Below are 24,884 nucleotides of genomic sequence, written 5' to 3'. Positions count from 1 at the left end.
ACTTCAGACACGGTCTGTCAGACACGAACTGTCAGACCGAGCCTGTGAGACCCAACACATCCTGCATGGAGTAGCGCCCCTTGTCCTGGTCGGCCACCCAGCGCGCCGCGCGCACCGCTCCCTTGGCGAAGGTCATGCGGCTCGAGGCCTTGTGGGTGATCTCGATGCGCTCGCCCTCGGTGGCGAACATCACGGTGTGCTCGCCGACGATGTCGCCGGCGCGCACCGTGGCGAAGCCGATCTCCTTGTCGGTGCGCGGCCCGCACTGGCCGACGCGTTCGAAGACGCCGTGCTCCTTGAGGGTGCGCCCCAGGCTCTCGGCCACCACCTCGCCCATCTTCAGCGCGGTGCCGGAGGGCGCGTCCACCTTGTGGCGATGGTGGGCCTCGATCACCTCGATGTCGTAGCCCTCGTCGCCCAGGGCCCTGGCGGCGGTCTCCAGCAGCTTCAGGGTCAGGTTGACCCCCACGCTCATATTGGGCGCGAAGACGAAGGGCAGCCGCTCGCGGAAGCCGTCGAGCTCGGCCAGCTCGTCATCGGAGAGGCCGGTGGTACCGATCACCATGCGCTTGCCGTGGGCCGCACAGAAGGCCAGGTTGGAAAGCGTCACCCGGGGTGCGGTGAAGTCGATCAGCACGTCGAAGTCGTCAACGATGGCCGCAAGCGAATCCACGGCGGCCACGCCCACCCGGCCGGCGCCGGCCAGCTCGCCGAGATCGGCACCCACCAGCGAGCTGCCCGGCTCGACGATGCCGCCGGCCAGGGTGGCTCCGTCATCCTGCTGGACGGCGTTGACCAGGGTGCGGCCCATGCGGCCGGCGACACCGACGATGGCGATACGGGTCATGTGGACTCCTGTGAAAGCGGTAGCGGTTCGGGAATGTGCGGCAGTATACCAGAGGCGAGACCCCGTCAGCCGCCCGCCCTGCCGTCACCGCGCATCAGCAGCCCCATGGCCAGCAGCACGGCCAGGCTGCCCGGCAGCCAGACCCAGCCGATGCGGTCCGGCGACTGCACGAACAGCAGCAGCATGGAGACGAAGGGCACCAGATAGCCGTAGGCGGTGACCGCCCCCGGCGTCAGCGCCGCGGTGGCCCGCTGCATCAGCCAGAAGGTGAGCGCGCTGGAGCAGAGCCCCAGATAGACCAGCAGGGCGAGATCCAGGGCCGTCATGGCCGCCAGCCGCCCCACCGGCTCCACGGCGAGCCCGGCCAGGCCGATCAGCACGCCGCCCGCCCCCAGGCTCCAGAAGGTGCGCACCGCCGCCGACTCCGGCAGCCGCCCGCTGGCCAGCCCCCAGCGGCTGAGCACCGGATAGCAGGCCGTGGCGATGCAGCCGAGGAAGAACACCGCCTCGCCGCGACCGAAGGCCGGCCCGCCACCCTGCTGGCTCCCCTCGGCGACGGCCAGACCCAGGGCCCCCAGCGCTCCCAGGGCGAGAATGCTCGGCAGCCGCCAGCCAGACCGCTCCACCCCAAGGCCCAGCCCCAGCAGGAAGGCCAGCAGCGGCACGCTCACATGCAGGGTCGCCATGGAGAGGGCCGTGGCGTGGTGGGCGGCCCAGAACATGGCCCCGAAGAAGCCGGCCAGGCAGAGCCCCATCAGGGCGTAGAGGGGCAGCAGGCCCGGCGCGGGCAGGAAGTCCGGCGAGCGCCTGGCCAGCCACCAGAGGCCGGCGCAGGCGATAAAGAAGCGCAGGGCGGTGAGCGAGAGCGGCGGCAGCTCGTTCATCAGCCCCACGGCGGGAAAGGAGAGCCCCACCAACGACGCCCAGAGCAGCATGCCCAGGTGGGCGCTGCGGGCCGAGACCGACTGGCTCAACGGATCCAGGCGATATCGAGCGGCTCACCGCCGGCCATGCGTTCGAGGTGGCTGGCGACCACTTCTTCCAGGCGCTCGCGCCGCTGTGCATCCTGCGCCTCGATCACCACCGTCAGGGCACCGGGCTCGGCCAGCATCCGGCAGCTACCGCCCTCGAAGCGCACCCGGCCCTCCCGCTCGGTGTAGTGGACCTCGAGCTTATGGGCCCAGTGCTTGCAGAGCCGCCGGATCAGCTTCTCGCCGGACTCGGTGGCGATCTGCGCCCTTGCACCGATCACGCCTGATTCCATGGGTCAGGCCTCCCAGACAATATCGAGCTCGACGCCCTTGAGAGCGTCCAGGGTATTGTCCACTTCCCCCTCCAACTGGTTGTGAGCCTCGTCATCGACCGCCTCCACCACCACCAGCAGCTTGTCCGGCTGGGCCTGGAGGTAGCAGCTGCCGCTGGCAAAATCGATCCGGACCGGGTCGCTTGCGCGATCGATCGCCTTGGCATCGGACCAGCGCTCGCAGAGCTGGTCGATCAGGGCCGCCGCATCCTCGGCGGGCAGCTCGGCGCGTGAAATGGGCATGGCAGATCTCCTGGCAGTTTCATCGAGCCACCAGACTATGCCGCCGCACCGTCGAAGCCAAGCGGGCGCCTCTACACGCTGCCCCGCATTCGATAGCAGCCGCCGTGATAACGTAACGCCAGGTCTATCGAGACACAGCCTGGCGGCTGGATCACCTGCGGCGCTGAGGCGGCAGCCATGAACGCGACGGGCCCCGGCATCTGGCGATGCCGGGGCCCGTCTGGCGCTGCGAGGCGTGATGCCGCTGGGGTGATAGCGTCAGGGCTTCATATCCTCAAAGAATTTCTTCACGCCGTCGAAGAAGCCGCTCTTCTTGGGCGAGTGGTGGGCGCTGTTGGTGCCGCCGAGGCTCTCCTGGAACTGGCGCAGCAGCTCCTTCTGCTCCTCGTTGAGCTTCACCGGGGTCTCCACCACCACCTTGCACAGCAGATCACCCGGGGCGCCGCCGCGCACCGGCTTGACGCCCTTGCCGCGCAGGCGGAAGAGCTTGCCGGTCTGGGTCTCCGACGGGATCTTCAGCTTGACCCGGCCGTCCAGGGTCGGCACCTCCAGCTCGCCACCGAGGGCGGCGTCAACGAAGTTGATCGGCACCTCGCAGTGCAGGTGCTTGCCGTCGCGCTGGAAGATATGGTGCGGCTTGATGTGCACCTGGACGTAGAGATCCCCGGGCGGGCCGCCGTTCATACCGGCCTCGCCCTCGCCGTTGAGGCGAATGCGGTCGCCGGTATCCACCCCGGCGGGAATCTTCACCGACAGGGTGCGGGTCTCGCGCACCCGGCCCTCGCCGTTGCACTTGTGGCAGGGCACCTTGATGTGCTGCCCGGAGCCGTGGCAGGTCGGGCAGGTCTGCTGCACGGCGAAGAAGCCCTGCTGCATGCGCACCTGGCCGTGGCCGTGGCAGGTCGGGCAGGTCTCCTTGCTGGAGCCGGGCTCGGCGCCTGAGCCGTCGCAGCGCTCGCACTCCACGTGGCGCGGCACGCGGATATCCACGGTGGTGCCGGCCACGGCGCTCTCGAGGTCGAGCTCGAGGTTGTAGCGCAGGTCGCTGCCCCGGGCCGGGGCGTTGGGGTTACGACGCCCGCCGCCACCGCCGAAGATGTCGCCGAAGACATCGCCGAAGATATCGCTGAAGCCGCCGGGGCCTCCCCCGCCGAACCCGCCGCCGCCGAAGCCGCCGGCCTGACCGTCCACGCCGGCATGGCCGAACTGGTCATAGGCGGCGCGCTTCTCGCCGTCGGAGAGCACCTCGTAGGCCTCGGACACCTCGCGAAACTTCTCCGCCGACGTCTCGTCATCCGGGTTGCGGTCGGGGTGAAACTTCTGGGCGAGCCGCCGGTAGGCCTTCTTGATCTCTTTGGTGTCGGCGCCACGCTCTACGCCCAGCACCTCGTAATAGTCACGTTTGGACATGGGTCTGTCCGCCTCCGTCGCGGTCCCTCGGAAACACCAACGCGGGAGTCAGGCCCCCGCGCTGGTGTCATCCATGGCTTATATGCGCAGTTCAGATGCGTGGTTTACTGCTTCTTCTGGTCGTCGTTGACCTCTTCGTACTCGGCGTCGACCACGTCATCTTCCTGCTTGGCGCCGGCTTCCTGGCCTTCGCCACCGCCCTGCTGGGCCGCTTCAGCCTGGGCCGCATACATCTTCTGGGCCAGGTTGCCGGAGGCCTCGGTCAGCTTGTCGAGCTTGGCCTGAATGTCATCCTTGTCGTCGCCCTTGATCGCCTCCTCGAGCTCCTTGGCGGCGCTCTCGATGGCTTCCTTCTCCTCGTCGCTGGCCTGATCACCGGCTTCCTGGACGGTCTTGCGTGCGGCATGGATCATGCCGTCGGCCTGGTTACGCAGCTGGACCAGCTCCTCGAACTTCTTGTCCTCGTCGGCGTGGGCCTCGGCGTCGCGGACCATCTGCTCGATCTCGTCGTCGGAGAGGCCGCTGGAGGCCTTGATGACGATGGACTGCTCCTTGCCGGTGGCCTTGTCCTTGGCGGAAACGTTCAGGATGCCGTTGGCGTCCAGGTCGAAGGCGACCTCGATCTGCGGCACGCCGCGGGGCGCCGGCGGAATGTCGGCCAGGTCGAAGCGGCCCAGCGACTTGTTGCCGCCCGCCTGCTTGCGCTCGCCCTGCAGCACATGGATGGTCACGGCGGTCTGGTTGTCATCCGCGGTCGAGAAGGTCTGGGTCTTCTTGGTCGGGATGGTGGTGTTCTTCTCGATCAGCGGTGTCATCACGCCGCCCAGGGTCTCGATGCCGAGGGTCAGCGGGGTCACGTCGAGCAGCAGCACGTCCTTGACGTCGCCGCCCAGCACGCCGCCCTGGATGGCAGCGCCCACGGCCACCGCCTCGTCCGGGTTCACGTCCTTGCGCGCTTCCTTGCCGAAGAACTCGGCCGCCTTCTGCTGCACCAGGGGCATGCGGGTCTGGCCGCCGACCAGGATGACGTCGTCGATCTCGGAAGCCGAGAGGCCGGCATCCTTCAGGGCGATCTTGCAGGGCGCCAGGGAGCGCTGCACCAGATCCTCCACCAGCGACTCCAGCTTGGCCCGGGTCACCTTGACGTTGAGGTGCTTGGGACCGGTCTGGTCGGCGGTAATGTAGGGCAGGTTGACGTCGGTCTGCTGGGCGCTGGAGAGCTCGATCTTGGCCTTCTCGGCAGCTTCCTTCAGGCGCTGCATGGCCAGGTTGTCGCCGGAGAGGTCGATGCCGCTGTCGGCCTTGAACTGATCGACCAGGTAGTTGATCAGGTGCATGTCGAAGTCTTCGCCACCCAGGAAGGTGTCGCCGTTGGTGGCCAGCACCTCGAACTGGGTCTCGCCGTCGACGTCCGCCACCTCGATGATGGAGATGTCGAAGGTGCCGCCGCCCAGATCGTAGACCGCGATGGTCTTGTCGCCCCGGGACTTGTCCATGCCGTAGGCCAGCGCCGCCGCGGTGGGCTCGTTGATGATGCGCTTGACCTCGAGGCCGGCGATACGGCCGGCGTCCTTGGTGGCCTGACGCTGGCTGTCGTTGAAGTAGGCCGGCACGGTGATGACCGCCTCGGTGACGGGCTCACCCAGGTAGTCCTCGGCGGTCTTCTTCATCTTCTTCAGCACTTCGGCGCTGACCTGGGGCGGCGCCAGCTTCTTGCCCTTCACTTCCACCCAGGCGTCACCGTTGTCGGCCTCGGAGATGGTGTAGGGCACCATCTTGATGTCCTTCTGGACGACCTCGTCCTTGAAGCGACGGCCGATCAGGCGCTTGATGGCGTAGAGGGTGTTGGTCGGGTTGGTGACCGCCTGGCGCTTGGCCGACTGGCCCACCAGGATCTCGCCATCCTCGGTGTAGGCGATGATGGAAGGCGTGGTGCGGCCGCCTTCGGCATTCTCAATCACCTTGGCGCTGTCGCCGTCCAGCACGGCCACGCAGGAGTTGGTGGTACCAAGGTCGATTCCGATGATGCGTCCCATAGGAAATCCTCGAAGTGGTTGCGGTTGTATCCGGGAGTCGTGTTCAGCGGCCTGGGCCGCGGAGTTGACGTCTATCTGGGGGCCGCCGTCACCATTTCAAGTCCAGCGGCCGGAATTCATTGCTCAACCGGCGGCCTGGCTGACCACCACCATGGCCGGGCGCACCAGGCGGCCGTTGAGCAGGTAGCCCTTCTGCATCACTTCCATGACGGTATTGGGCTCCAGCTCCGGGTTGGGCACCATGGCCATCGCCTCGTGGAGCTGGGGGTCGAAGGGCTCGCCGGCGGGCTCCACCGCCTCGACGCCGAACTTGGCCATGGCATCGAGCTGCATCTTGAGGGTCATGGAGACGCCCTCGCGGTGGGCCTCGGTGGCCTCGTCCGCCATGGCCTCGAGGGCCTTCTCCAGGCTGTCCACCACCGGCAGCAGCTCCTTGACGAACTTCTCCAGGGCGAACTTGCGGGCCTTCTCGGCCTCCTGCTCGGCGCGGCGACGCACGTTCTGGGCCTCGGCGGCGGCGCGCAGCGCCTGGTCCTTGGCGTCGGCCAGGCCCTGCTCCAGCTCCTCGACCCGGGCGGCCAGCAGCTCGGCCTCGGGGTTGTCGCTCACCTCGGTCTCGGCCTGCTCGGCCGCCTCGAGGGCCTCGTCCAGCTCGCCCTCCACCGGCTGTGCGTCGGCCTCCTGCTCGCGGCGGGCCAGCTCATCGTCCAGCGGGGTCTGTGGGTCTTTGGCCATGGGTCTCTCCTGATCGGGTAGGCGGCGGCACGGGCCGCCGACTCGGCATTGAATGACGGTTCGCAAGGGGCTGCCGGGTATATGGGGACAGGCGCGCGGAACTCAAGGCGGGTGGCGCACGTGCATTGCTGGCCAACCTCGACTACTGTATAAACGCACACATATTGGATGGATACCCAGTTGCCCGGCCAGGGCCGCAGACTTCCCGGGAGGCACCATGCTGACAGAGCTTGCCATTCGCGACTTCGCCATCGTCGACCACCTGGAGCTGGAGCTCGGTGGCGGCATGACCGCCATCACCGGCGAGACCGGCGCCGGCAAGTCGATCCTTCTCGGGGCCCTGGGCCTCTGCCTGGGCGAGCGCGCCGACGCCACCAGCGTCCGCCACGGCCGTGAGCGCGCCGACCTCTCCGCCCGCTTCGATATCCGCCAGCTCCCCGAGGCCCGCGCCTGGCTGGCCGCCAGGGAGCTCCCCGACGACGACTGCCTGCTGCGACGCGTGGTCGCCGCCAACGGCCGCTCCAAGGCCTGGATCAACGGCCAGCCCGCCACCGTGGGCGACCTCAAGGCGCTGGGCGAACGGCTGATCGAGATCCACGGCCAGCACGCGCACCAGGCGCTGCTCCGCGAGGAGACTCACCTGCGCCTGCTCGACGACTTCGCGGGTCACCGGGAGGCGGTAGGCGAGATGGCCGAGACCTTCCGCGCCTGGCAGGCCGCGCGCCGCCGCCTCAAGCGGCTGGCCGAGGACGGCGACGAGCTCGCCGCCCGCCGCCAGCTGGTGCGTTACCAGGTCGAGGAGCTTGACCAGCTGGCCCTGGCCGAAGGGGAGCTCAAGGCGCTGGAGGAGGAGCAGGAGGCGCTGGCCCACGCCGAGGAGCGCCTGCGCGAGGCGCAGTTCGCCGCCGAGTGCTGCGACAGCGACGAGGGCGGCGCCATGACGCTGCTGACCCAGGCCATCAACCGCCTCTCGGTGCTGCCGGGCAGCGATCGCGGCCGCCTGGCCGAGACGCTCGGCATGCTGAGCGAGGCGCGCATCCAGGTGGAGGAGGCGGCCCGGGAGCTGCACCACTTCGCCGCTGCCACCGAGCTCGACCCGGAGCGCCTGGCCCGGGTGGAAGAGCGCCTGGGGGAGGTGCACCGCCTGGCCCGCAAGCACCATGTGATGCCGGAAGAGCTCACCGAGCGCCATCGCCAGCTGCATGACGAGCTGGCGGGGCTGGAGGGCGGCGAGGAGAGCCTGGAGGCCCTGGAAGCCGAGGTGGACGCCCTGCGCGAGCGGTGGCGGGAGCAGGCCCGCCAGGTCGGCGAGGCACGCCGCCAGGCGGCCGCTCGCTTCGGTCAGGCGGTGCAGGAGCAGCTCGCCTTCCTGGCCATGGGCAAGGCGCGCTTCGAGGCCGAGCTGGTGACGCGGGAGACACCGGCCGCCGAAGGCCTGGAGGGCGTCCGCTTCCTGATCAGTGCCAACCCCGGCCAGCCGGCCCGTCCCCTGGCCCGGGTCGCCTCGGGCGGCGAGCTCTCCCGCATCAGCCTGGCCATCCAGGTGGTCGCCGCGCGCCACTCCACCATCCCGAGCCTGGTCTTCGACGAGGTGGACGTAGGCGTCTCCGGCGCCACCGCCGAGATCGTCGGCCAGCTGCTGCGCCGGCTGGGCGAACAGGGCCAGGTGATGACCGTGACCCACCTGCCCCAGGTGGCCGCCCAGGCCCATCAGCACCTGCATATCGAGAAGCGCGCCAAGCGAAACACCACCCTGACCCGCATGGCGCTGCTCGATGAGGCCGGCCGGGTGGGCGAACTGGCGCGCATGCTGGGCGGCGTCAACCTGTCGGATCAGACCCTTGCCCACGCCCGGGAGATGCTCGACGCCAGCCAGCGCCCCCACCACTGAGGCTTTCTCGCACTGCACACAAGCTTTCTCGCCCTGCACACAAAGAAGCGGCCCCGATCATGGATCGGGGCCGCTTCGTTTCGGGCGAACCGGGCAAGGGGCGGGTGATGCTACTTCCTGGGAGCGCCGTCCTGGCGGGTCACGCTGGAGCCACGCGGGCGCACGTAGAGCACCAGGGCGTGGTCCACCAGCTCGAAGCCGTGCTCCTCGGCGATCTCCTGCTGGCGCCGCTCGATGGTCTCATCGAAGAACTCGATGATCTCACCGCTCTCAAGGCACACCATATGGTCGTGGTGGTCCTCCTGGGAGATCTCGAAGACGGCGTGGCCGCCGTCGAAGTTGTGGCGCACCACGAGTCCCGCGGACTCGAACTGGGTCAGCACGCGGTACACGGTGGCCAGGCCTACGTCTTCACCCGCGTCCAGCAGGGTCTTGTAGACATCTTCGGCGCTCATGTGATGTTCACCCTGAGCGTTCTCGAGAATCTGCAGGATCTTTACGCGGGGCAGGGTCACCTTCAGACCGGCCTTGCGTAGTTCATGGTTCTGGTCGGCCATGGTCGCTCTTCGCAGTATCAGGTAGGGTCGGGTATTATCGACCGAAACCACGATAGTGAAGAACAGGCGCAAATGCAAAAGTTGACAAGAATCGTCACCCTTTCGGCCGCTCTGCTGATGGTCAGCGGCTGCAGCTACTTCGGGGTCTACAAGCGCGACATCCCCCAGGGCAACCTGGTGACCGCCGACATGGTGGAACAGCTGCGCCCCGGCATGACCCGCGACGACGTGGTCTATGTGATGGGCCGTCCGCTGCTGGAGGCTCCCTTCGACTCGAACCAGTGGGACTATGTGTTCCGCCTCGACGAGGCCTACGGCGGCGTGGAGCGCCGCCGGGTCACCCTGACCTTCGATGGCAACCGGCTGGCGGACATCCAGCGCGAGGGCGACCTGGAGCGTGACATCGAGCTGCGCTCCATCGAAGGCGCCGGCCCCCAGGTGGAGGGCGCCGACCCGCTTGACGCCGCTCCCACCCAGGAGCCCCAGCCGGAGGGCGGCGCCACCGTGCCCATGGGCGGCGAGCCGGCTCGGGACTTCTGACCCAGCGGCCTTGAGCGCCTCCTGAAACGACGCCCCGCCATGGCTCAGCCGCGGCGGGGCGTCACCCTTTTGAGGCCGCTCGAGCCAGGCGTGCCTGCTTGGGGTCGATGAGCAGCGGACGATAGAGCTCTACCCGGTCGCCGGCACGCAAGCGGTGCACCTGAGGCTCGCGCAGCCGCTTTCCGAAGATGCCCAGATCGGCCCCGGCAAGGGTCTCGGCCGGCAAGTCGGGAAAGCGTGCGGGGAGGTCGGCCAGGGCGACCGCCTCGCTGGCCGTGGTGCCCAGAGGCACATTCAGCGCCACCACGGCCTGCCGCTCGGGCAGGGCAAAGGCGATCTCGATCGGGATCTCGGCCATGGCTCAGCGCCCGTAGAGGTCATCGGCGCGGCGGGTGAAGGCCTCCACCAACTGGCCCGCCACCTGCTGGAACAGCTTGCCGAAGGCCATGCCGAGCAGCCGGCTGGCAAACTCGAACTCCATCTCCAGGCACACCTTGCAGGCGTTCTCCCCCATGGGGATGAACATCCAGCGCCCGCGCAGGCGCTTGAAGGGGCCGCTGACCAGCGACATCTCGATGCGCTCTGGCTCGATCAGGTCGTTGCGGGTGGCAATGCTCTGCTCGATGCCGGCCCGACCCAGGGTCATCTCGCCGATCAGGTGGGAGTCATCCCGCTCGATCAGGCGTGCACGCCGACAGCCGGGCAGGAACTCCGGATAGCGCTCGAAGTCGTTGACCAGATCGAACATCTGCTGGGGGGTGTGTCGCACCATGGCGGTTCGGTTGACCGTTGGCATTGAGCTCTCCGCTGACTTCACAGTGCCCAGGGCGTATCATGAGCCGTTATTTCAGGCCTTGAATGGTATCACGCTTCCCCCCATATCGAAGGGAAAGCCGCCACGGGCACGGACAGACACGAGGTTTCATGGCCAACAAGAAAGGCAAGGGCAAGGGCCCCGGCAGCAACGTCATCGCCTTGAACAAGAAGGCGCGCTTCGAATATCACATCGATGAGGTGTTCGAGGCAGGCCTGGTGCTGGCCGGCTGGGAGGTGAAGAGCCTGCGCGCCGGCAAGGCCCAGCTCACCGACACCTACATCCTGGTCAAGGACGGCGAGGCCTGGCTGCTGGGCAGCCATATCATGCCGCTCAACACCGCCAGCACCCACGAGGTGGCCGACCCGACGCGCACCCGCAAGCTGCTGCTGCACAGGAAGGAGATCGCCAGGATCTTCTCGCGCACCCAGGACAAGGGGCATACCTGCGTGCCCCTCAAGCTCTACTGGAAAGGCAATCGCGTGAAGTGCGAGCTGGCCCTGGTGACGGGCAAGAAGCTGCACGACAAGCGAGCCACCGAGAAGGACCGCGACTGGCAGCGCCAGAAGGGACGCGTGATGCGGGAACAAAACCGGGGGTAGGCTGTCATAAGGCTGCACATCCTGATAGGATGCGCGATCAAGGGGGCGACATGGTTTCGACGCCGGTGACAACCCCTGCGGTGCATGCCGAGAGCGTGATGTATCTCGTAAATCCAACATCACAAATGAATAGTCGCAAACGACGACAACTACGCTCAGGGCGCGCTGGCAGCTTAAACGCTGTTAGCTTCTTGCCCGGCCCCAACGCGATGTGCCCATTCATCGCCGAGGGGATATGAGCCAAGACTGATGGGATCGCAATCGGTAGCGTCCTCATGCCGGTTGCTAAATCTAAGAGGAATCGCGTCGCTGGATCCTGACCGTTGGAGCCAGAGGCGTTAAATCAAATAACGGAATCTAAGCATGTAGAGCCAATGGGCGAGTGCTGGCGGACGCGGGTTCAATTCCCGCCGCCTCCACCAAACAAGTCGACGAATCAAGCACCTACGGGTGCTTTTTTCGTTTCTGCCTCTAGCCGACTCCCTTATGCCACCACCCCGGGGCCTCCGGCGGCGCCCCACCGCGAGCGCAGGCGGGTCGCCGCAGCCCCTGTTGCGACTTTGGTCGCGCCCTTGACGCGAAAACCACTTGATACCAGCCTCAGGGGGCGCCATTATCAGCGCCCACTCGTCTACCCCCCTGCGGGGAGCCGGGCGAGGCCAAGACCGGGGTGGCATCGGGTCGGGGGCGCCGAGGCGCTTCACTACCGATAAGACCCTACCACTGTTGACATTTCCCGATCTGGATTCGAAACCCCATGAGCAAAGTCCTGATTATCGGCGCCGGCGGCGTCGGCGGCGTCGTGACCCACAAGTGCGCCCAGCATCCCGAGGTCTTCAGCGAGATCCTGCTGGCCAGCCGCAACGAAGCGAAGTGCAAGGCGATCGCCGCTCAGCTGGATCGCCCGATCCAGACCGCCCAGGTAGACGCCGACAGCGTCGATGACCTGGTCGCGCTGATCGAGTCCTTCAAGCCCGACGTGCTGATCCACGTGGCCCTGCCCTATCAGGACCTGACCATCATGGAGGCCTGCCTGAAGACCGGCGTGCCCTACCTCGACACCGCCAACTACGAGCATCCCGACGAGGCGAAGTTCGAGTACAAGGAGCAGTGGGCCTTCCAGGATCGCTACGCCGAGGCGGGCAACATGGCCACCCTGGGCTGCGGCTTCGATCCGGGCATGACCAACATCTACTGCGCCTACGCCCAGAAGAACCTCTTCGACGAGATCCACCGCATCGACATCCTGGACGCCAACGGCGGCGACCACGGCTACCCCTTCGCCACCAACTTCAACCCGGAGATCAACATCCGCGAGATCACCGCGAAGGGTCGCTACTGGGAGCAGGGCGAGTGGAAAGAGACCGACCCGCTGGCGGTGAAGCGCAAGTTCGACTTCGACGGCATCGGCGAGAAGGACATCTACCTCCTCTACCACGAGGAGCTCGAGTCCCTGTGCCAGAACATCAAGGGCCTGGAGCGCATCCGCTTCTGGATGACCTTCTCCGACAAGTACATCACCCACCTCAAGGTGCTCGAGAACGTCGGCATGACCAGCATCGAGCCGATCACGGTGAACGGCACCGAGATCGCCCCGCTGGAGTTCCTCAAGGCGGTGCTGCCCGATCCGGCCTCGCTGGGCCCGCGCACCAAGGGCAAGACCAACATCGGCATCATCGCCGACGGCATCAAGGACGGTAAGCGTCGCAAGGTGTACATCTACAACATCTGCGACCACGAGAAGTGCTACGAGGAGGTCAAGTCCCAGGCGATCTCCTACACCACCGGCGTGCCGGCGGTGACCGGCGCCATGCTGATGCTGGAAGGGATCTGGAAGGGCGCGGGCGTCTTCAACGTCGAGCAGCTCGACCCCGACCCCTTCATGGCGCGCATCGGCGAGATGGGCCTGCCCTGGCAGGTGGTCGAGCTCGACCCCGACCACGATCCCCTGGCCTGAGCCATGGCGAACGCACGCGAGCAGGGCCTGGACTTTAATGTCCAGGCCTGCCCCTCACCGGCCTATGTGGTGGACGACGCCCTGCTGCGCAAGAACCTGGAGCTGCTCGGCCAGGTTCAGGAGCGCAGCGGCGCGCGCATCCTGCTGGCCCTGAAGGGCTTCGCCATGTGGGACACCTTCCCGCTGGTGCGCCAGTACCTGGTGGGCACCACATCCAGCGGCCAGGACGAGGCGCGCCTGGGGGCGGAGACCTTCGGCGGCGAGGTGCACTGCTACTCGCCGGCCTTCACCGAGGAGGAGATGGCGGTGGTGCTGCGCTACGCCGACCACCTCAGCTTCAACTCTCCGGGCCAATGGCGGCGCTTCCGCGAGACCATCGCGGGCGCGCCCCGCCGAGTCTCCTGCGGCATGCGGGTCAATCCTGAGCACTCCACCGGTTCGGTGCCGCTCTACGACCCCTGCGCGCCGGGCTCCCGGCTCGGCACAAGGGCGGCCGACCTCACCCCGGAGGTGATGGAGGGGCTCGAGGGGCTGCACTTCCACACCCTGTGCGAGCAGAACAGCGACGACCTGGAGTCGACCCTGGCGGCCTTCGAGGAGCGCTTCGGCCACTACCTCGCCGGCCTCAAGTGGGTCAACTTCGGCGGCGGCCACCATATCACCCGCGCCGACTACGACGTCGAGCGCCTGGTGAGGGTGATTCGCGGTTTCCGGGAGCGCCATCCGCACCTGACCGTCTATCTGGAGCCGGGCGAGGCGATCGCGCTCAACACCGGCTACCTGGTCTGCACGGTGCTGGATATCGTCGAGAACCAGGGCCCCATCGCCATCCTGGATACGTCGGCGACTGCGCATATGCCCGACGTGCTGGAGATGCCCTACCGCCCGCACATCATCGGCGGCGGCGAACCGAACGAGAAGGCCCACACCTACCGCCTGGGGGGCATGACCTGCCTGGCCGGCGACGTGATCGGCGACTACTCCTTCGATGCGCCGCTCGAGATCGGCGACCGCCTGGTGTTCACCGACATGGCCCACTACACCATGGTCAAGACCACCACCTTCAACGGCATCCGCCTGCCGTCGATCTGCCGCATCGACGAGGCGAGCCGCGAGGTGCGCACGGTCAGGGCCTTCGGCTACGTGGACTATATGCAGCGGCTCAGCTGAGCCGACTGCCGCACGGCCTGGCACGACCCTGAAGCCCCCTCGCGGGGCTTCAGTTCGTTCTGGCACTCGCACGCCTTGCTGCCCGGAGCGCAAGGCGCGAAAGCCGCCCTTTCCCGCGGCGGCCCCGGCCTCTAAGGTGGAGGAAAGCCATCGTGGAGGGAGTGCGTGATGACGCAGGTCGCAAGATGCAGGGTCTACAAGTTCGGCGGCGCCTCGATCCAGGACGCCGAGGCCATTCGCCGCCTGTCGGCGCTGCTGGCAGATGAGCGCGAGCGCCCCCGGGCCCTGGTGGTCTCGGCCATGGGCAAGACCACCAACGCCCTGGAGGCGCTGCTCGCGGCGGCCCGTCGCGATGACGCGGCGGACTATCACCGGTGGCTCGAGTCGATTCGCCACGACCACCTGGCCGTAGCCGAGGACCTCTTCGGCCCGGACTCCCCCGTGGCGGACGCCCTGGAGCAGCGGCTGGCCGAACTGGATGCCGCCCATGCCGCCCACCGCGAGGCCCCCTACCCCTTCCACTACGACCAGACCGTGGGCATGGGCGAGCTGCTCTCCACCACCCTGCTGTCCGCCTGGCTCAACGAGAAAGGCGTGGCGACCCGCTGGTGCGACGCCCGCTCGCTGATCATCACCGACGACCGCCACCAGGCCGCCGAGATCGACTGGGCGGCCACCCGCGAGCGTATCGCCTCCCTTGCCGCCGAGTGCGACGAGCTGCTGCTGACCCAGGGCTTTATCGGCGCCACCCCAGGGGGCGCCATGACCACCCTGGGGCGTGAAGGCTCGGACTTCAGCGCGGCCATCCTCGCCGAGGCCCTGGGCGCCGAGGCGCTGACCGTCTGGAAGGACGTGCCGGGACTCTTCAACGCCGACCCGCGGCGCTTCCCCAACGCCCGCCAGATCCGGCAGATCAGCTACGCCGAGGCCCTGGAGCAGACCTGGCACGGCGCCAAGGTGATCCACCCGCGCACCCTGGCGCCGCTGCAGCGCGCCGGCATTCCGCTGACGGTACGCTCCTTCCTGGAGCCCGAGGCCCCACCCAGCACCATCGGCCCGGCACCGGGGGACGGCGACCGCCGGCCCGCCCTGATCCTGCGCGACGACCAGGTGCTGCTGGAGCTCAGTCCCCGCGAGGCGGGCTTTATCGAGGCGGGCCTGATGGCCGAGGCCATCGCCGCCCTGGCCGAGCAGGGGCTCAATGCCAACCTGCTCGAGATGGAGGCTCAGCGCCTGCGACTGGTGGTGGACCACAAGGGGGAAAGGCTCGCCCCCCTGCTGGCGCGGCTCGGGGCGTGCGGGGCAGTGACCCACCGCGAGGAGCTGTCCCTGCTGACGGTGCGCCACCCCAGTGAGGCCCTGCTGGCCGCCCTGGACACCGGCAGGAGAGCGCTGGTCGAACGGAGCAGCGCCACCACCGCCCAGCGCCTCTACCCCGCCGCCGAATGCCCTGCCCCCTGGACGCTTCCCGAGCCCTGAGCCCAGGGGCTCGGACCACACAGGGGGGGTATACAACGCCTCTACATGGCAGCCAAGCGGTCACAAGGGCGGCTAGTTGTCATGGGGCAAAGTCCGTATCATGAGCCGCAGGCAACATCCCAAGTGCTTTTCAACAATCATCTTCTACACGCACGAGACGGAGGTCACAGCGTGAATCCCATGCGAGCCCTAACCCTGATGCTCGGCTGGATGCTGATCGCCCTGCTGGCGCTCGCCGGGCCGGTGCAGGCCCAACCCGCCGAACCGGACGGCCAGCCCTCGGCCAATGCCGCCCTAGCCGACCTGCTCGAGAACGAGCAGAGCCGCCAGCAGCTGATCGACCAGCTGCGCGGCGCCGCCGCTGCCGCGGCCGCCGAGCCGCCGCCGGGGCAGGCTCAGCCATCCCTCCCCCGCCAGCTGGCCGAGATCACCAGCCACGTGGCCAGCGATATCGGCAGCCAGCTCAAGGCCATCGTCAACGCCATCGGCGGCATGTTCGACCGCGACCTGGAGAGCACCTTCGACGTGGAGGCCTTCACCAGCGCCGCCATCAACCTGGGCCTGGTGATTCTCGCCACCCTGGCGCTGTTCATGGCCTTCCGTCGCCTGGCCCGGCCACTGTTCACCAGCGTCAGCCAGTGGTCACAGAGCGGCGAGGGGCTGACGCCGGTGCTGCGCCTGGTGATCTGCGTGGCGCTGGCCGCGGTGGTCGATGTGCTGATCGTCGCCTTCGCCTACCTGGGCGGCAACCTGATCGCCACCTTCGCCATCGGCGAGACCGGCGAGCTCTCCACCCGCGCCTCGCTCTTTCTCAACGCCTTCCTGGTGATCGAACTGCTCAAGGCGGCGGTGCGCATGCTGTTCGCCTCCCGCTACGAGGGGCTGCGCCTGCTGCCGATCTCCGCGGAAGAGGCCTCCTACTGGAACCGCTGGATCGCCCGGCTGATCGGCCTGGTGGGCTACGGCCTGATGGTGGTGGTGCCCCTGGTCAACGCCTATGTCTCGCCGGCCGTGGGCCAGGGCCTGGGCACCCTGATCATGGTGGGGGCCTTCCTCTACGCGGTGATCGTGGTGCTCAAGAACCGCCGGCGCCTGCGCGATGCCATCAACGCCAAGGCGGCGCAGACCACCATGACCGCCAGCCGCATCTCGCTGCAGCTCTTTGCGCGCACCTGGCACCTCTTCGCCCTGGCCTACTTCGTCATGGTGTTGACGGTGACCCTGACGCGCCCGGTGGACGCCCTGCCCTTCGTGCTCTTCGCCACCCTGAAGACCATCGCCGCCGTGGTGGTGGGCCTGCTGGCCTCCAGCTTCCTGACTCAGACCATCGGCCGGCGTATCCGGCTCTCCGATGACCTGCGTCTCAAGCTGCCGCTGCTGGAGCCGCGCCTCAACAGCTATGTACCCAACGCCCTGCGGCTGATCCGCACCGTCATCGTGGTGCTGGTGATCATGCTGGTGCTGGACGCCTGGGGTGCCTTCGACCTGGCCGCCTGGTACGCCTCCGAGGCGGGCAGCTCGCTGGTCGGCAAACTGGTCAGCGTGGCGGTGATCCTGGCCTTCGCCATCGGACTCTGGCTGTCGCTGGCCAGCCTGATCGAGCACAAGCTCAACCCCGATACCGGCACCGGCGAGCCCGATGCCCGGGCCAAGACCCTGCTGACCCTGTTCCGCAACGCCCTGGCCATCGCCCTGGTCACCATCACCACCATGATCTTGCTGGCGGAGATCGGCATCAATATCGGCCCGCTGATCGCCGGTGCCGGTATGCTGGGCCTGGCCATCAGTTTCGGCGCCCAGAAGCTAGTGCAGGACATCATCACCGGCGTCTTCATCCAGGTGGAGAACGCCATGAACACCGGCGACGTGGTCACGGTAGGCGGTGTCACCGGGGTCGCCGAGCACCTAAGCATCCGCTCGGTGGGCATCCGCGACCTCAACGGCACCTACCATATCGTGCCCTTCTCCAGCGTGGACACCGTCTCCAACTACATGCGCGAGTTCGGCTACCACGTGGGCGAATACGGTATCGCCTACCGCGAGAGCATCGATGATGCCATCCTGGCGCTGCGCGAGGCCTTCGACGAACTGGCGGCCGACGAGGATCTCAAGATGAACATCCTCGCCCCCCTGGAGGTGGCCGGCGTTGTCGCCCTGGCCGACAGCTCGGTGAACATCCGGGTACGCATCAAGACCACCCCGGGCACCCAGTGGGCCACCGGCCGCGCCTTCAACCGCCTGGTCAAGCTGCACTTCGACGCCCGCGGCATCGAGATTCCCTTCCCCCACACCACCCTCTACTTCGGACAGGACAAGACCGGTTCGGCGCCGCCTGCCAACCTGCGCGTCATGCAGCAGGACTTCGATATCGACGGGCGCCCCGGCGGCCAGCCCCGCTCCGGCGAGAGCAGCCGAGCAGGCTCCGAGGACCCGCGCTCGAAGCCCAACCCCGAGTTCAAGGGGGACTTCGACGGCGAGGACTGAGCCGCCGGCTCTCTCCTCAATACCCAAGCGGGGCTGCCATCGGCAGCCCCGCTTTTTTGGTTCATCGCACTTCGGCGTGAGCCTGTGCGACAGATAACAAGGTGGGAGGCCGGGTTGATGGTGGGAGGCCGAGTTCCCCGGGCGACTGGAGGCCGCAGGCCTCCTGGCGGTGAAGGCTAAACTCAGCAGACACCACCAGCCAACTTCACGCTGATCTGCGAAGAGCCTTTTGGTGGGTGCGCCAGGGCACTGCTTATTCTTGCGGCACCGCCGGCGCCAGGGCCCACCAACAGCAAGGGGGCGCCGGATGGCGCCCCCTTGCTGAATGATGGCGAGGCGGCCGAAACCGCCCTGCCTCAGGCCGACTTCTTCTCGTCGGCTTTCTTCTCAGTCTTCTCGGTCTTCTCGGCGGCGCTGGCCTTCTCCGCGGCGGCACCGCTTTTCGCTTCCTGCGGCTGACCACCGGCGGCCTTGCCGTCATCCTTGCCCTTGCTCCTGGCGTGAGAGGGCGTCTTCTCGGCCAGCACGTCCTTGTCCTCACGGGGCTGGGGCAGGGAGGGCAGCGACTTGTCGAGCAGCTCAACGCTCTGGCGGTAGAAGAGCTGGCTCTTGTTGTGCTCGCCCAGGTTGGCATAGAGCCTGGCCAGCTCGGCACAGACCACGCCGCTGGGGCGCTGGCGCTGGCTCGCCTCGAAGTACTCCTGGGCCTTGCCCCAGTAGGCGTTGCGCAGCGATAGCCGACCCAGGGTGAGCAGCAGGTCCGGATCGTTGGGCCGCTCCTGCAGCCACTTCTCGGCGGTGACCAGCTGACGGGCGGCGTCCACGTCGAGCAGACCGTAGCGCAGCACCAGGCGGCTGTCCCAGCCCTCCTTGAGGGAGTGGCGCAGCAGCCGCTCGGCGATGGGCTCCTGGCCGCCGCGCACCAGCGCCTCGGCGTAGAGCACGATCAGCTCGATATTGCCGCGCAGGTGGTCGGGCATGTCGGCCCACAGGCCGCGCACCTTCTCGATATCGGTGCCTTCGCGGGCCTCGCGCACGATCAGCTCGCGGTAGGCGCGCTGCTCGAGCTGGTCGCGCTCCTCCCGGGAGATCAGCTGCTGGGCACCCAGGCGCGGCATCAGGCGGCGCAGGCCATCCCAGTCGCTGACGCTGAGGTAGGCCTGCTTGAGCTGCTTGAGCACCTGGGGGTGGTTGGGCAGCTGGCGGTCCAGGCGAGTGAGGATGGCGAGAGCCTCCTCGTACTGCTGGCGGTCCAGCAGCAGCTGGGCCTGCATCAGGCCTACCGCGGTGTCGGCCCCCTCGGTGCTCAGATGCGCCCGCTTGAGCAGGGTATCGGCCTGGTCGAAACGGCCCTGGTAGTGGGCCGCCAGGGCCGCGGAGAGGTAGTTGACCAGCGGCGTGCTGGAGTCGTCGGCGGCCTTGACCAGGGACTTCTCCGCTTTCTTCCAGCGCCCCTCGGCCAGGGCCACCAGGCCGCGCACGGTACGCTTCATGGCGTTGCGGTTGCGGGCGCGGCCGTTCCACGTCTTGAAGTTGGAGACCGGATGGAGCAGATGCACCAGCAGGCGCAGGACGAAGTGCAGCACCAGGAAACCGGCCAGCAGGATGACCAGGCCGAACCAGAAGGAGGTCTGGAAGGAGGTGTCGCCGACCCGCACCAGCCAGTAGCCGGGCACCGCCATCATCAGCTGGCCGAAGAGCGCGCCGAGCGCCAGGCCCAGAACGACAAGTAGGATCAGCTTTCTCATGCGTCATCTCCCCGGCGCGACTCGAAGCGGCGCTCGATGAAGGTGGCCAGGGCCTGCTGGGAGCCGCTGATGTCCGGCAGCTCCGGGCGAATCGCAGCAGCCTTGAGCTCCCCCAGGCGCTCGACGACCGACTGCACGCCGGAGGCGGAGGTGTCGTAGTAGCCCTCGATCAGAGTCAGGGCCTTGTCGAGGCTCGCCTCGAAGAGCTCCTGCTCCTCCTTGAGCAGCGCCAGCTGGGACTGCTCGATCACCAGGCGCACGCTCTGGCGCAGGTAGGACTCCTGCTCGGGGGTGATCAGCGCCTCCAGTTCGGCATCATGGTGGCGAATGGTGACCAGGTCCTTGAGCTCCTGGCCGAAGCGGGAGAGCTGCTGCTGCCAGGTGCCGGTGGGCGCCTCCTCGATGCCGGAGCGCGCCGCCAGCTCCTCGATCTCCTGGGAGAGCGGCTGGCCGGCGATCTGGCGCTGCTGAGCGTCCAGGGCCATCCACAGGCCGGTGCGGTCGACCCGCGGCACGGCCTCCAGGGCGGCCAGTTCGCTGGCGATCTCGCGGCGCACCGGCACCAGGGCGGGATTGTCCGCTTCGCGCAGGCGGTCATCGGCGGTGCGCAGCAGGGCCGCGGCCCCCATGACGTCGCGCTCCAGCTGCAGGCGCTGGTTGGCCAGGCGCAGCAGGTAGGCGGCCTCGGCGTGGAGCCAGTCGCGCTCGTCGGTCTCCTGCTCGCTGGAGAGCTCGTCGAGCACCCGGTCGAGGGTCTGGTTGACCTCCCCGCGGTAGCTGGCGAACTCGCCCTGCAGGCCTTCGAGGGCGCTGTCCAGGGCGGCGTCGCGCTCGCTTTCGCCCTCTTCCAGACGCTGCGCCAGGTCCGCCAGGTCGGCGGCGCTGGCAAACTGCTCGGAGGCGCTGGCGAACTGGCCGGTAGCGCTTTCCAGCTCGGCGATGCGCGCCTGCTGGGCGTCGAGCTTCTGCCACGCCTGCCAGCCGAAGAGCACCACGCCGATGGCCAGCAGGATCACCAGCACGATGGCGGCGAGACCCGCCTTGCCGCCCTTGCCACCGTCACCGCCGCCGGTCGGGCGAGAGGCCCCGCCACCGCCGGCCGGAGGCGTGGCGGCCGGCTTGTCGCTGGCCGGGGCCGGCTTCGGCGCGGGGCTTCCCTTGTCGGCACCGCCCTTGTCAGCGCCGCTGCTCGGCTGGGCGGCAGGCTCGGGCTTGCTCTCGGCCGCCTTGGCGCCGCTCTCGCCGGCAGGAGCCGCGCCTGAACCGGCGCTCTCCGCCCTGCTGGCGGCCTGGGCGCTCGTCTCGGGCTTGCCCTGGGCTGCAGCGCCCGGGTTCGCCTTGTCGTAACGCCGGGAGCGTCGCCGCCCCTGGTGGCCGCCCTTGCCGGCGTCGCCTCCCGAGGTCGCCGATTGCGCGCCGTCAGACGCCTTCTGTTCGTCCTGCTCTTGTGGTTGCTTGCTCATCTTGTCGCTAGCCCTTTTCGAGATCGTCTTGATCGACATCGGCTTCCTGAGGGTCACAGGCGGTGGCCAACGCCGCCGTCAGCGCAGCCGGCGTGGCGCCGGACGCCACGACGGGGGCACGGAACCCCAGCTTGCCGGCCAGTGTAGCCAACCGGGTGCTGGAAACGATTAGCGGTTGGTTCAAGGCGGCGCCCGTGCACCATCTTGCCAGATGTTCGAGGATTTCACCGCTGCTGACCACCAGGGCGCGAAAGTCGCCCCGGGCCAGGCGGTGCTGCATGTCGGGGGAAGGAGGGAGAGGGGTGCGGCGATAGACCGCCAGGCGCGTGACCCGGGCGCCGCGCTCGGTAAGCGTTTCGGCCAGCAGGGTGCGCCCCCCCTCACCGGCCACCAGCAGGACCTTCTCGTCGTCGAGCCGCCGCAGGGAGCCCAGGCGCAGCAGCGCCTCGCTGGTGTCCTCGCCGGCCTCCGCCGGCGGCACATGGACGCGTACGCCGAGGCGCCGGTGCAGCGCCTCGGCGGTGGCCGCGCCCACCGCATAGTAGTCGATGCCGACGGGAAGCTGGGGCCAGTAGCGGTCCAGCGCCGCCTCCAGGCACTCGGCGGCGAAGGGACTCACCACCACCACCCGCCGGAACTGGTCGAAATCGAGCCAGGCGGCGCGCTGCGCCGGGGTCTCGGGCAGCGCCTCGACGCGCATCGACTCGAGGCGCGCCACCGGCAGGCCGCGAGCCTCGATGGCCGCCGCCAGCACGTCGCCCCGCTCACCGGGGCGGGTGATCACGACCGGCTGGGCCCCCATCAGCCGGCGCCGTAGACCTCGGCGAGAATCTCGCCGGCGCCCATCTCCAGCAGCTCCTCGGCGACGCGGATGCCCAGCGCCTCCGGCTCATGGATGGAGCCGCGCCCCTCGGCGCGCAGCACTCGGGTACCGTCCGGGGTGCCCACCAGGGCGCGCAGCCAGAGAGTCTGGCCGTCGTTCTCGAAGATGGCATGGCCGCCGATGGGCACCTGGCAGCCGCCCTCCAGGCGGGTGTTCATGGCGCGCTCGGCGCGCACCCGGGTGGCGGTATCGGGATCGTCCAGGGGCGCCAGCAGGCCGATCAGCTCGGGGTCGTGCAGGCGGCACTCGATGCCCAGCGCGCCCTGGCCGCAGGCCGGCAGGCAGACCTCGGGGGGCAGCTCCATGGCGATGCGGTCGTCGAGGCCCAGGCGCTTCAGGCCGGAGGTGGCCAGGATGATCGCATCGAACTCCCCGGCGTCGAGCTTGGCCAGGCGGGTCTGGACGTTGCCGCGCAGGGAGAGAATCTCGAAGTCCGGGCGCGCCTCCTGCATCTGCAGGCCCCGGCGCAGGCTGGAGGTGCCGATGCGCGCCCCTTCGGGCAGCTCGTCGAGGCTCTTGTAGTGGTTGGAGACGAAGGCGTCGGTGGCCTCGGCGCCGGCGAAGATCACCGAGAGGCCGAGCCCCTCGGGAAAGTGCATGGGCACGTCCTTCATGGAGTGCACGGCGATATCGGCGCGGCCGTCGAGCATGGCCTCCTCGAGCTCCTTCACGAACAGCCCCTTGCCGCCCACCTTGGCCAGGGGCGTGTCGAGGATCTTGTCCCCGCGGGTGGACATGGCCACCAGCTCGACCTCGAGGCCGGGATGAATCTCCATGAGGCGGTCGCGAACGTGTTCGGCCTGCCACAGGGCCAGTTGACTCTTGCGGGTGGCGATACGCAGCTTGTTGATGGCTTGCACGAGGTTCTCCCTGTCCCGGTTCCCCTGCCGGCGTCCAGCGGTGCCGGCGCCCGGTGCTAATGGCGTTCTTCACAGCATATAGGCTGCCATCATAAAGCACCCGGCGGGGCAGGAGAAATCGGCGCCGGCCCCGGCGGGTCCGCCGCTCGCCAGGCCGATGGACTCTGGTACACTGCCGGGCATGTCCAGAGGTGCCGCCACGGCGGCGCCGGGCCGCCCTCGCGGCCCGTTTCACCGCAATCAGTCACGCAGGATGCCAAGCCCGATGAGCGCAGATTCCACCACCAACGGCACCAACCAGTCCTGGGGCGGCCGCTTCAGCGAGCCCACCGACGCCTTCGTCGCCCGCTTCACCGCCTCGGTCAACTTCGACCGGCGCCTCGCCTTCCACGACATCCAGGGCTCCGTGGCCCACGCCACCATGCTGGCCCGGGTCGGCGTGCTGAGCGACGCGGAGCGTGACGCCATCGTCGAGGGGCTCACCGAGATCCGCGACGAGATCGAGCGCGGCGAGTTCCAGTGGTCGGTGGCCCTGGAGGACGTGCATATGAACATCGAGGCGCGACTCACCGACAAGATCGGCATCACCGGCAAGAAGCTGCACACCGGCCGCTCCCGCAACGACCAGGTGGCCACCGATATCCGCCTCTTCCTGCGCGACGAGATCGACCAGGTCGCCGCCGAGCTCGGCCGCCTGCGCCACGGGCTGATCGAGCTGGCCGACCGCGAGGCCGATACCATCATGCCCGGCTTTACCCACCTGCAGACCGCCCAGCCGGTGACCTTCGGCCACCACCTGCTGGCCTGGCAGGAGATGCTGGCCCGGGATCACGAGCGCCTGCTGGACTGCCGCAAGCGAGTCAATGTGATGCCCCTGGGGGCCGCGGCCCTGGCCGGCACCACCTACCCCATCGACCGCCACGTCACCGCCGAGCTGCTGGGCTTTGCGCGCCCCGCCGAGAACAGCCTGGACGCGGTGAGCGATCGCGACTTCGCCATCGAGTTCACCGCCTTCGCCAGCCTGCTGCTGATGCACCTGTCGCGGATGAGCGAGGAACTGGTGCTCTGGACCAGCGCCCAGTTCGACTTCATCGACCTGCCCGACCGCTTCTGCACCGGCTCCTCCATCATGCCGCAGAAGAAGAACCCGGACGTACCTGAGCTGGTGCGCGGCAAGTCGGGTCGGGTCTACGGCCACCTGATGGGCCTGCTGACCCTGATGAAGTCCCAGCCGCTGGCCTACAACAAGGACAACCAGGAGGACAAGGAGCCGCTGTTCGACGCCGTAGATACCGTCAAGGACTGCCTCAAGGCGTTCGCCGACATGGTGCCCGCCATCGAGCCGAAGAAGCCCCAGATGGCCGAGGCAGCCCGTCGCGGCTTCTCCACCGCCACCGACCTGGCCGACTACCTGGTGCGCAAGGGCGTCGCCTTCCGCGACGCCCACGAGATCGTCGGCCTCTCCGTGGCCTACGGCCTGAAGCAGCAGAAGGATCTCTCCGAGATGAGCCTCGAGGAGCTCCGGCAGTTCTCCGACGTCATCGAGGCGGACGTCTTCGAGGTGCTGACCCTGGAGGGCTCGGTGGCGGCCCGCAATCATATCGGCGGCACCGCCCCGGACCAGGTGCGCGCCGCCGCCCAGCGCGCCCGAGACGCCCTGGCCGCTCTCGCGAGCACCCCGGGAGCCGGCGCCTGATGCGCCGCCTCTCCGCTTCCCTGGCCCCGATGCTGGCCCTGGCGCTGGCCCTGGGCCTCGCCGGCTGCGGCCAGAAGGGCCCCCTCACCCTGCCCGACGACGAGCGGGCCGCCGAGCGCCACGACGCCCCTGAGGCGGCTCCCCAGGACAACGAGAACGGTTAAGC

General features: G+C 68.3%; 23 protein-coding genes and 1 other RNA gene. 10 read left to right on the top strand and 14 right to left on the bottom strand.

Going from position 1 to position 24,884, the window contains the following annotated elements; translation table 11 throughout:
* Positions 1–31: 31 nt before the first annotated feature.
* The 7 genes from dapB to grpE form a co-directional block, all read right to left on the bottom strand.
* Positions 32–847 (bottom strand): 4-hydroxy-tetrahydrodipicolinate reductase, encoded by an 816-nt coding sequence (gene dapB, locus NHL60_RS00900; protein ID WP_253447764.1) that lies wholly within the window; start codon positions 845–847, stop codon positions 32–34.
* A 65-nt stretch (positions 848–912) separates the two neighbouring features.
* Positions 913–1,821, bottom strand: a complete 909-nt coding sequence (locus NHL60_RS00895) for a DMT family transporter (protein ID WP_253447761.1) — start codon at positions 1,819–1,821, stop codon at positions 913–915.
* Positions 1,818–2,099, bottom strand: a complete 282-nt coding sequence (locus NHL60_RS00890; RefSeq protein ID WP_253447758.1) for a DUF2218 domain-containing protein — start codon at positions 2,097–2,099, stop codon at positions 1,818–1,820. The genes NHL60_RS00895 and NHL60_RS00890 overlap by 4 nt, the downstream gene beginning before the upstream one ends.
* Before the next feature lie 15 nt (positions 2,100–2,114).
* Positions 2,115–2,393, bottom strand: coding sequence for a DUF2218 domain-containing protein (locus NHL60_RS00885; protein WP_253447755.1), 279 nt, complete (start codon positions 2,391–2,393; stop codon positions 2,115–2,117).
* 258 nt (positions 2,394–2,651) lie between these two features.
* Positions 2,652–3,803 carry a molecular chaperone DnaJ gene (dnaJ, locus tag NHL60_RS00880; RefSeq protein ID WP_253447752.1) on the bottom strand — a complete coding sequence of 384 codons (1,152 nt, stop codon included), beginning with the start codon at positions 3,801–3,803 and terminating at the stop codon, positions 2,652–2,654.
* Positions 3,804–3,907: 104 nt separating this feature from the next.
* On the bottom strand, positions 3,908–5,839 hold the full coding sequence (gene dnaK / locus NHL60_RS00875) for a molecular chaperone DnaK (protein WP_253447749.1): 1,932 nt from the start codon (positions 5,837–5,839) through the stop codon (positions 3,908–3,910).
* Positions 5,840–5,962: 123 nt separating this feature from the next.
* Positions 5,963–6,574 (bottom strand): nucleotide exchange factor GrpE, encoded by a 612-nt coding sequence (gene grpE / locus NHL60_RS00870; protein ID WP_253447746.1) that lies wholly within the window; start codon positions 6,572–6,574, stop codon positions 5,963–5,965.
* Positions 6,575–6,791: 217 nt separating this feature from the next.
* Between grpE and recN the strand changes: the two genes are divergently transcribed.
* Positions 6,792–8,465 carry a DNA repair protein RecN gene (gene recN / locus NHL60_RS00865; protein ID WP_253447743.1) on the top strand — a complete coding sequence of 558 codons (1,674 nt, stop codon included), beginning with the start codon at positions 6,792–6,794 and terminating at the stop codon, positions 8,463–8,465.
* Positions 8,466–8,575: 110 nt separating this feature from the next.
* Here the strand turns inward: recN and fur are convergent, their stop codons facing one another.
* The gene (gene fur / locus NHL60_RS00860; RefSeq protein WP_253447740.1) at positions 8,576–9,022 is read right to left on the bottom strand and encodes a ferric iron uptake transcriptional regulator; all 447 of its coding nucleotides are present in this window, start codon (positions 9,020–9,022) and stop codon (positions 8,576–8,578) included.
* A 72-nt stretch (positions 9,023–9,094) separates the two neighbouring features.
* Between fur and NHL60_RS00855 the strand changes: the two genes are divergently transcribed.
* The gene (locus tag NHL60_RS00855; RefSeq protein ID WP_253447737.1) at positions 9,095–9,562 is read left to right on the top strand and encodes an outer membrane protein assembly factor BamE; all 468 of its coding nucleotides are present in this window, start codon (positions 9,095–9,097) and stop codon (positions 9,560–9,562) included.
* 61 nt (positions 9,563–9,623) lie between these two features.
* On the opposite strand, the gene NHL60_RS00850 is transcribed toward NHL60_RS00855, so the two are convergent.
* Complete coding sequence (locus NHL60_RS00850) at positions 9,624–9,920, bottom strand: RnfH family protein (RefSeq protein WP_253447734.1); 297 nt, start codon at positions 9,918–9,920, stop codon at positions 9,624–9,626.
* A gap of 3 nt (positions 9,921–9,923) precedes the next feature.
* A complete protein-coding gene (locus NHL60_RS00845; protein WP_253447731.1) occupies positions 9,924–10,358 on the bottom strand; it encodes a type II toxin-antitoxin system RatA family toxin in 435 nt (144 codons plus the stop codon).
* Between the two features lie 128 nt (positions 10,359–10,486).
* On the opposite strand from NHL60_RS00845, the gene smpB reads away from it, so the two are divergent.
* From smpB to ybiO, 6 genes are all read left to right on the top strand, one after another.
* Complete coding sequence (gene smpB, locus NHL60_RS00840; RefSeq protein ID WP_253447728.1) at positions 10,487–10,978, top strand: SsrA-binding protein SmpB; 492 nt, start codon at positions 10,487–10,489, stop codon at positions 10,976–10,978.
* A gap of 41 nt (positions 10,979–11,019) precedes the next feature.
* Positions 11,020–11,400: a transfer-messenger RNA gene (gene ssrA, locus NHL60_RS00835) on the top strand.
* Positions 11,401–11,735: 335 nt separating this feature from the next.
* Positions 11,736–12,935, top strand: a complete 1,200-nt coding sequence (locus tag NHL60_RS00830) for a saccharopine dehydrogenase family protein (RefSeq protein ID WP_253447725.1) — start codon at positions 11,736–11,738, stop codon at positions 12,933–12,935.
* A gap of 3 nt (positions 12,936–12,938) precedes the next feature.
* The gene (gene nspC, locus NHL60_RS00825) at positions 12,939–14,105 is read left to right on the top strand and encodes a carboxynorspermidine decarboxylase (RefSeq protein ID WP_253447722.1); all 1,167 of its coding nucleotides are present in this window, start codon (positions 12,939–12,941) and stop codon (positions 14,103–14,105) included.
* 168 nt (positions 14,106–14,273) lie between these two features.
* A complete protein-coding gene (locus NHL60_RS00820) occupies positions 14,274–15,584 on the top strand; it encodes an aspartate kinase (protein ID WP_253447719.1) in 1,311 nt (436 codons plus the stop codon).
* A 180-nt stretch (positions 15,585–15,764) separates the two neighbouring features.
* On the top strand, positions 15,765–18,068 hold the full coding sequence (gene ybiO / locus NHL60_RS00815) for a mechanosensitive channel protein (RefSeq protein ID WP_253447717.1): 2,304 nt from the start codon (positions 15,765–15,767) through the stop codon (positions 18,066–18,068).
* Between the two features lie 356 nt (positions 18,069–18,424).
* Here ybiO and NHL60_RS00810 read toward each other — a convergent pair whose 3' ends face one another.
* From NHL60_RS00810 to hemC, 4 genes are read right to left on the bottom strand one after another with little or no spacing between them, the layout of a single operon-like run.
* Positions 18,425–19,816 carry a heme biosynthesis HemY N-terminal domain-containing protein gene (locus NHL60_RS00810; RefSeq protein WP_253447714.1) on the bottom strand — a complete coding sequence of 464 codons (1,392 nt, stop codon included), beginning with the start codon at positions 19,814–19,816 and terminating at the stop codon, positions 18,425–18,427.
* Complete coding sequence (locus tag NHL60_RS00805) at positions 19,813–21,279, bottom strand: uroporphyrinogen-III C-methyltransferase (RefSeq protein WP_253447712.1); 1,467 nt, start codon at positions 21,277–21,279, stop codon at positions 19,813–19,815. The genes NHL60_RS00810 and NHL60_RS00805 overlap by 4 nt, the downstream gene beginning before the upstream one ends.
* A gap of 7 nt (positions 21,280–21,286) precedes the next feature.
* On the bottom strand, positions 21,287–22,081 hold the full coding sequence (locus tag NHL60_RS00800) for a uroporphyrinogen-III synthase (protein WP_253447710.1): 795 nt from the start codon (positions 22,079–22,081) through the stop codon (positions 21,287–21,289).
* Positions 22,081–23,022, bottom strand: coding sequence for a hydroxymethylbilane synthase (gene hemC, locus NHL60_RS00795; protein ID WP_253447708.1), 942 nt, complete (start codon positions 23,020–23,022; stop codon positions 22,081–22,083). The genes NHL60_RS00800 and hemC overlap by 1 nt, the downstream gene beginning before the upstream one ends.
* Positions 23,023–23,287: 265 nt before the next feature.
* Between hemC and argH the strand changes: the two genes are divergently transcribed.
* Together argH and NHL60_RS00785 are read left to right on the top strand one after the other, a co-directional pair.
* Positions 23,288–24,718 carry an argininosuccinate lyase gene (argH, locus tag NHL60_RS00790; RefSeq protein WP_253447706.1) on the top strand — a complete coding sequence of 477 codons (1,431 nt, stop codon included), beginning with the start codon at positions 23,288–23,290 and terminating at the stop codon, positions 24,716–24,718.
* 29 nt (positions 24,719–24,747) lie between these two features.
* On the top strand, positions 24,748–24,882 hold the full coding sequence (locus tag NHL60_RS00785) for a lipoprotein (RefSeq protein WP_253451927.1): 135 nt from the start codon (positions 24,748–24,750) through the stop codon (positions 24,880–24,882).
* Positions 24,883–24,884 lie beyond the last annotated feature (2 nt).

The organism is Halomonas sp. Y3 (genome assembly GCF_024137965.1).
Taxonomy (GTDB): domain Bacteria; phylum Pseudomonadota; class Gammaproteobacteria; order Pseudomonadales; family Halomonadaceae; genus Halomonas; species Halomonas mongoliensis.
This window is presented reverse-complemented; position numbering and strand designations above follow the sequence as displayed.

Coding starts and splice junctions, on each gene's coding strand:
- NHL60_RS00800 (WP_253447710.1), bottom strand. CDS start 22,081: ATGGGGGCCCAGCCGGTCGTGATCACCCGCCCCGGTGAGCGGGGCGAC.
- recN (WP_253447743.1), top strand. CDS start 6,792: ATGCTGACAGAGCTTGCCATTCGCGACTTCGCCATCGTCGACCACCTG.
- fur (WP_253447740.1), bottom strand. CDS start 9,022: ATGGCCGACCAGAACCATGAACTACGCAAGGCCGGTCTGAAGGTGACC.
- NHL60_RS00830 (WP_253447725.1), top strand. CDS start 11,736: ATGAGCAAAGTCCTGATTATCGGCGCCGGCGGCGTCGGCGGCGTCGTG.
- NHL60_RS00810 (WP_253447714.1), bottom strand. CDS start 19,816: ATGAGAAAGCTGATCCTACTTGTCGTTCTGGGCCTGGCGCTCGGCGCG.
- grpE (WP_253447746.1), bottom strand. CDS start 6,574: ATGGCCAAAGACCCACAGACCCCGCTGGACGATGAGCTGGCCCGCCGC.
- nspC (WP_253447722.1), top strand. CDS start 12,939: ATGGCGAACGCACGCGAGCAGGGCCTGGACTTTAATGTCCAGGCCTGC.
- NHL60_RS00785 (WP_253451927.1), top strand. CDS start 24,748: ATGCTGGCCCTGGCGCTGGCCCTGGGCCTCGCCGGCTGCGGCCAGAAG.
- NHL60_RS00820 (WP_253447719.1), top strand. CDS start 14,274: ATGACGCAGGTCGCAAGATGCAGGGTCTACAAGTTCGGCGGCGCCTCG.
- NHL60_RS00855 (WP_253447737.1), top strand. CDS start 9,095: ATGCAAAAGTTGACAAGAATCGTCACCCTTTCGGCCGCTCTGCTGATG.
- NHL60_RS00885 (WP_253447755.1), bottom strand. CDS start 2,393: ATGCCCATTTCACGCGCCGAGCTGCCCGCCGAGGATGCGGCGGCCCTG.
- dapB (WP_253447764.1), bottom strand. CDS start 847: ATGACCCGTATCGCCATCGTCGGTGTCGCCGGCCGCATGGGCCGCACC.
- NHL60_RS00850 (WP_253447734.1), bottom strand. CDS start 9,920: ATGGCCGAGATCCCGATCGAGATCGCCTTTGCCCTGCCCGAGCGGCAG.
- dnaJ (WP_253447752.1), bottom strand. CDS start 3,803: ATGTCCAAACGTGACTATTACGAGGTGCTGGGCGTAGAGCGTGGCGCC.
- ybiO (WP_253447717.1), top strand. CDS start 15,765: ATGCGAGCCCTAACCCTGATGCTCGGCTGGATGCTGATCGCCCTGCTG.
- NHL60_RS00805 (WP_253447712.1), bottom strand. CDS start 21,279: ATGAGCAAGCAACCACAAGAGCAGGACGAACAGAAGGCGTCTGACGGC.
- argH (WP_253447706.1), top strand. CDS start 23,288: ATGAGCGCAGATTCCACCACCAACGGCACCAACCAGTCCTGGGGCGGC.
- smpB (WP_253447728.1), top strand. CDS start 10,487: ATGGCCAACAAGAAAGGCAAGGGCAAGGGCCCCGGCAGCAACGTCATC.
- dnaK (WP_253447749.1), bottom strand. CDS start 5,839: ATGGGACGCATCATCGGAATCGACCTTGGTACCACCAACTCCTGCGTG.
- NHL60_RS00845 (WP_253447731.1), bottom strand. CDS start 10,358: ATGCCAACGGTCAACCGAACCGCCATGGTGCGACACACCCCCCAGCAG.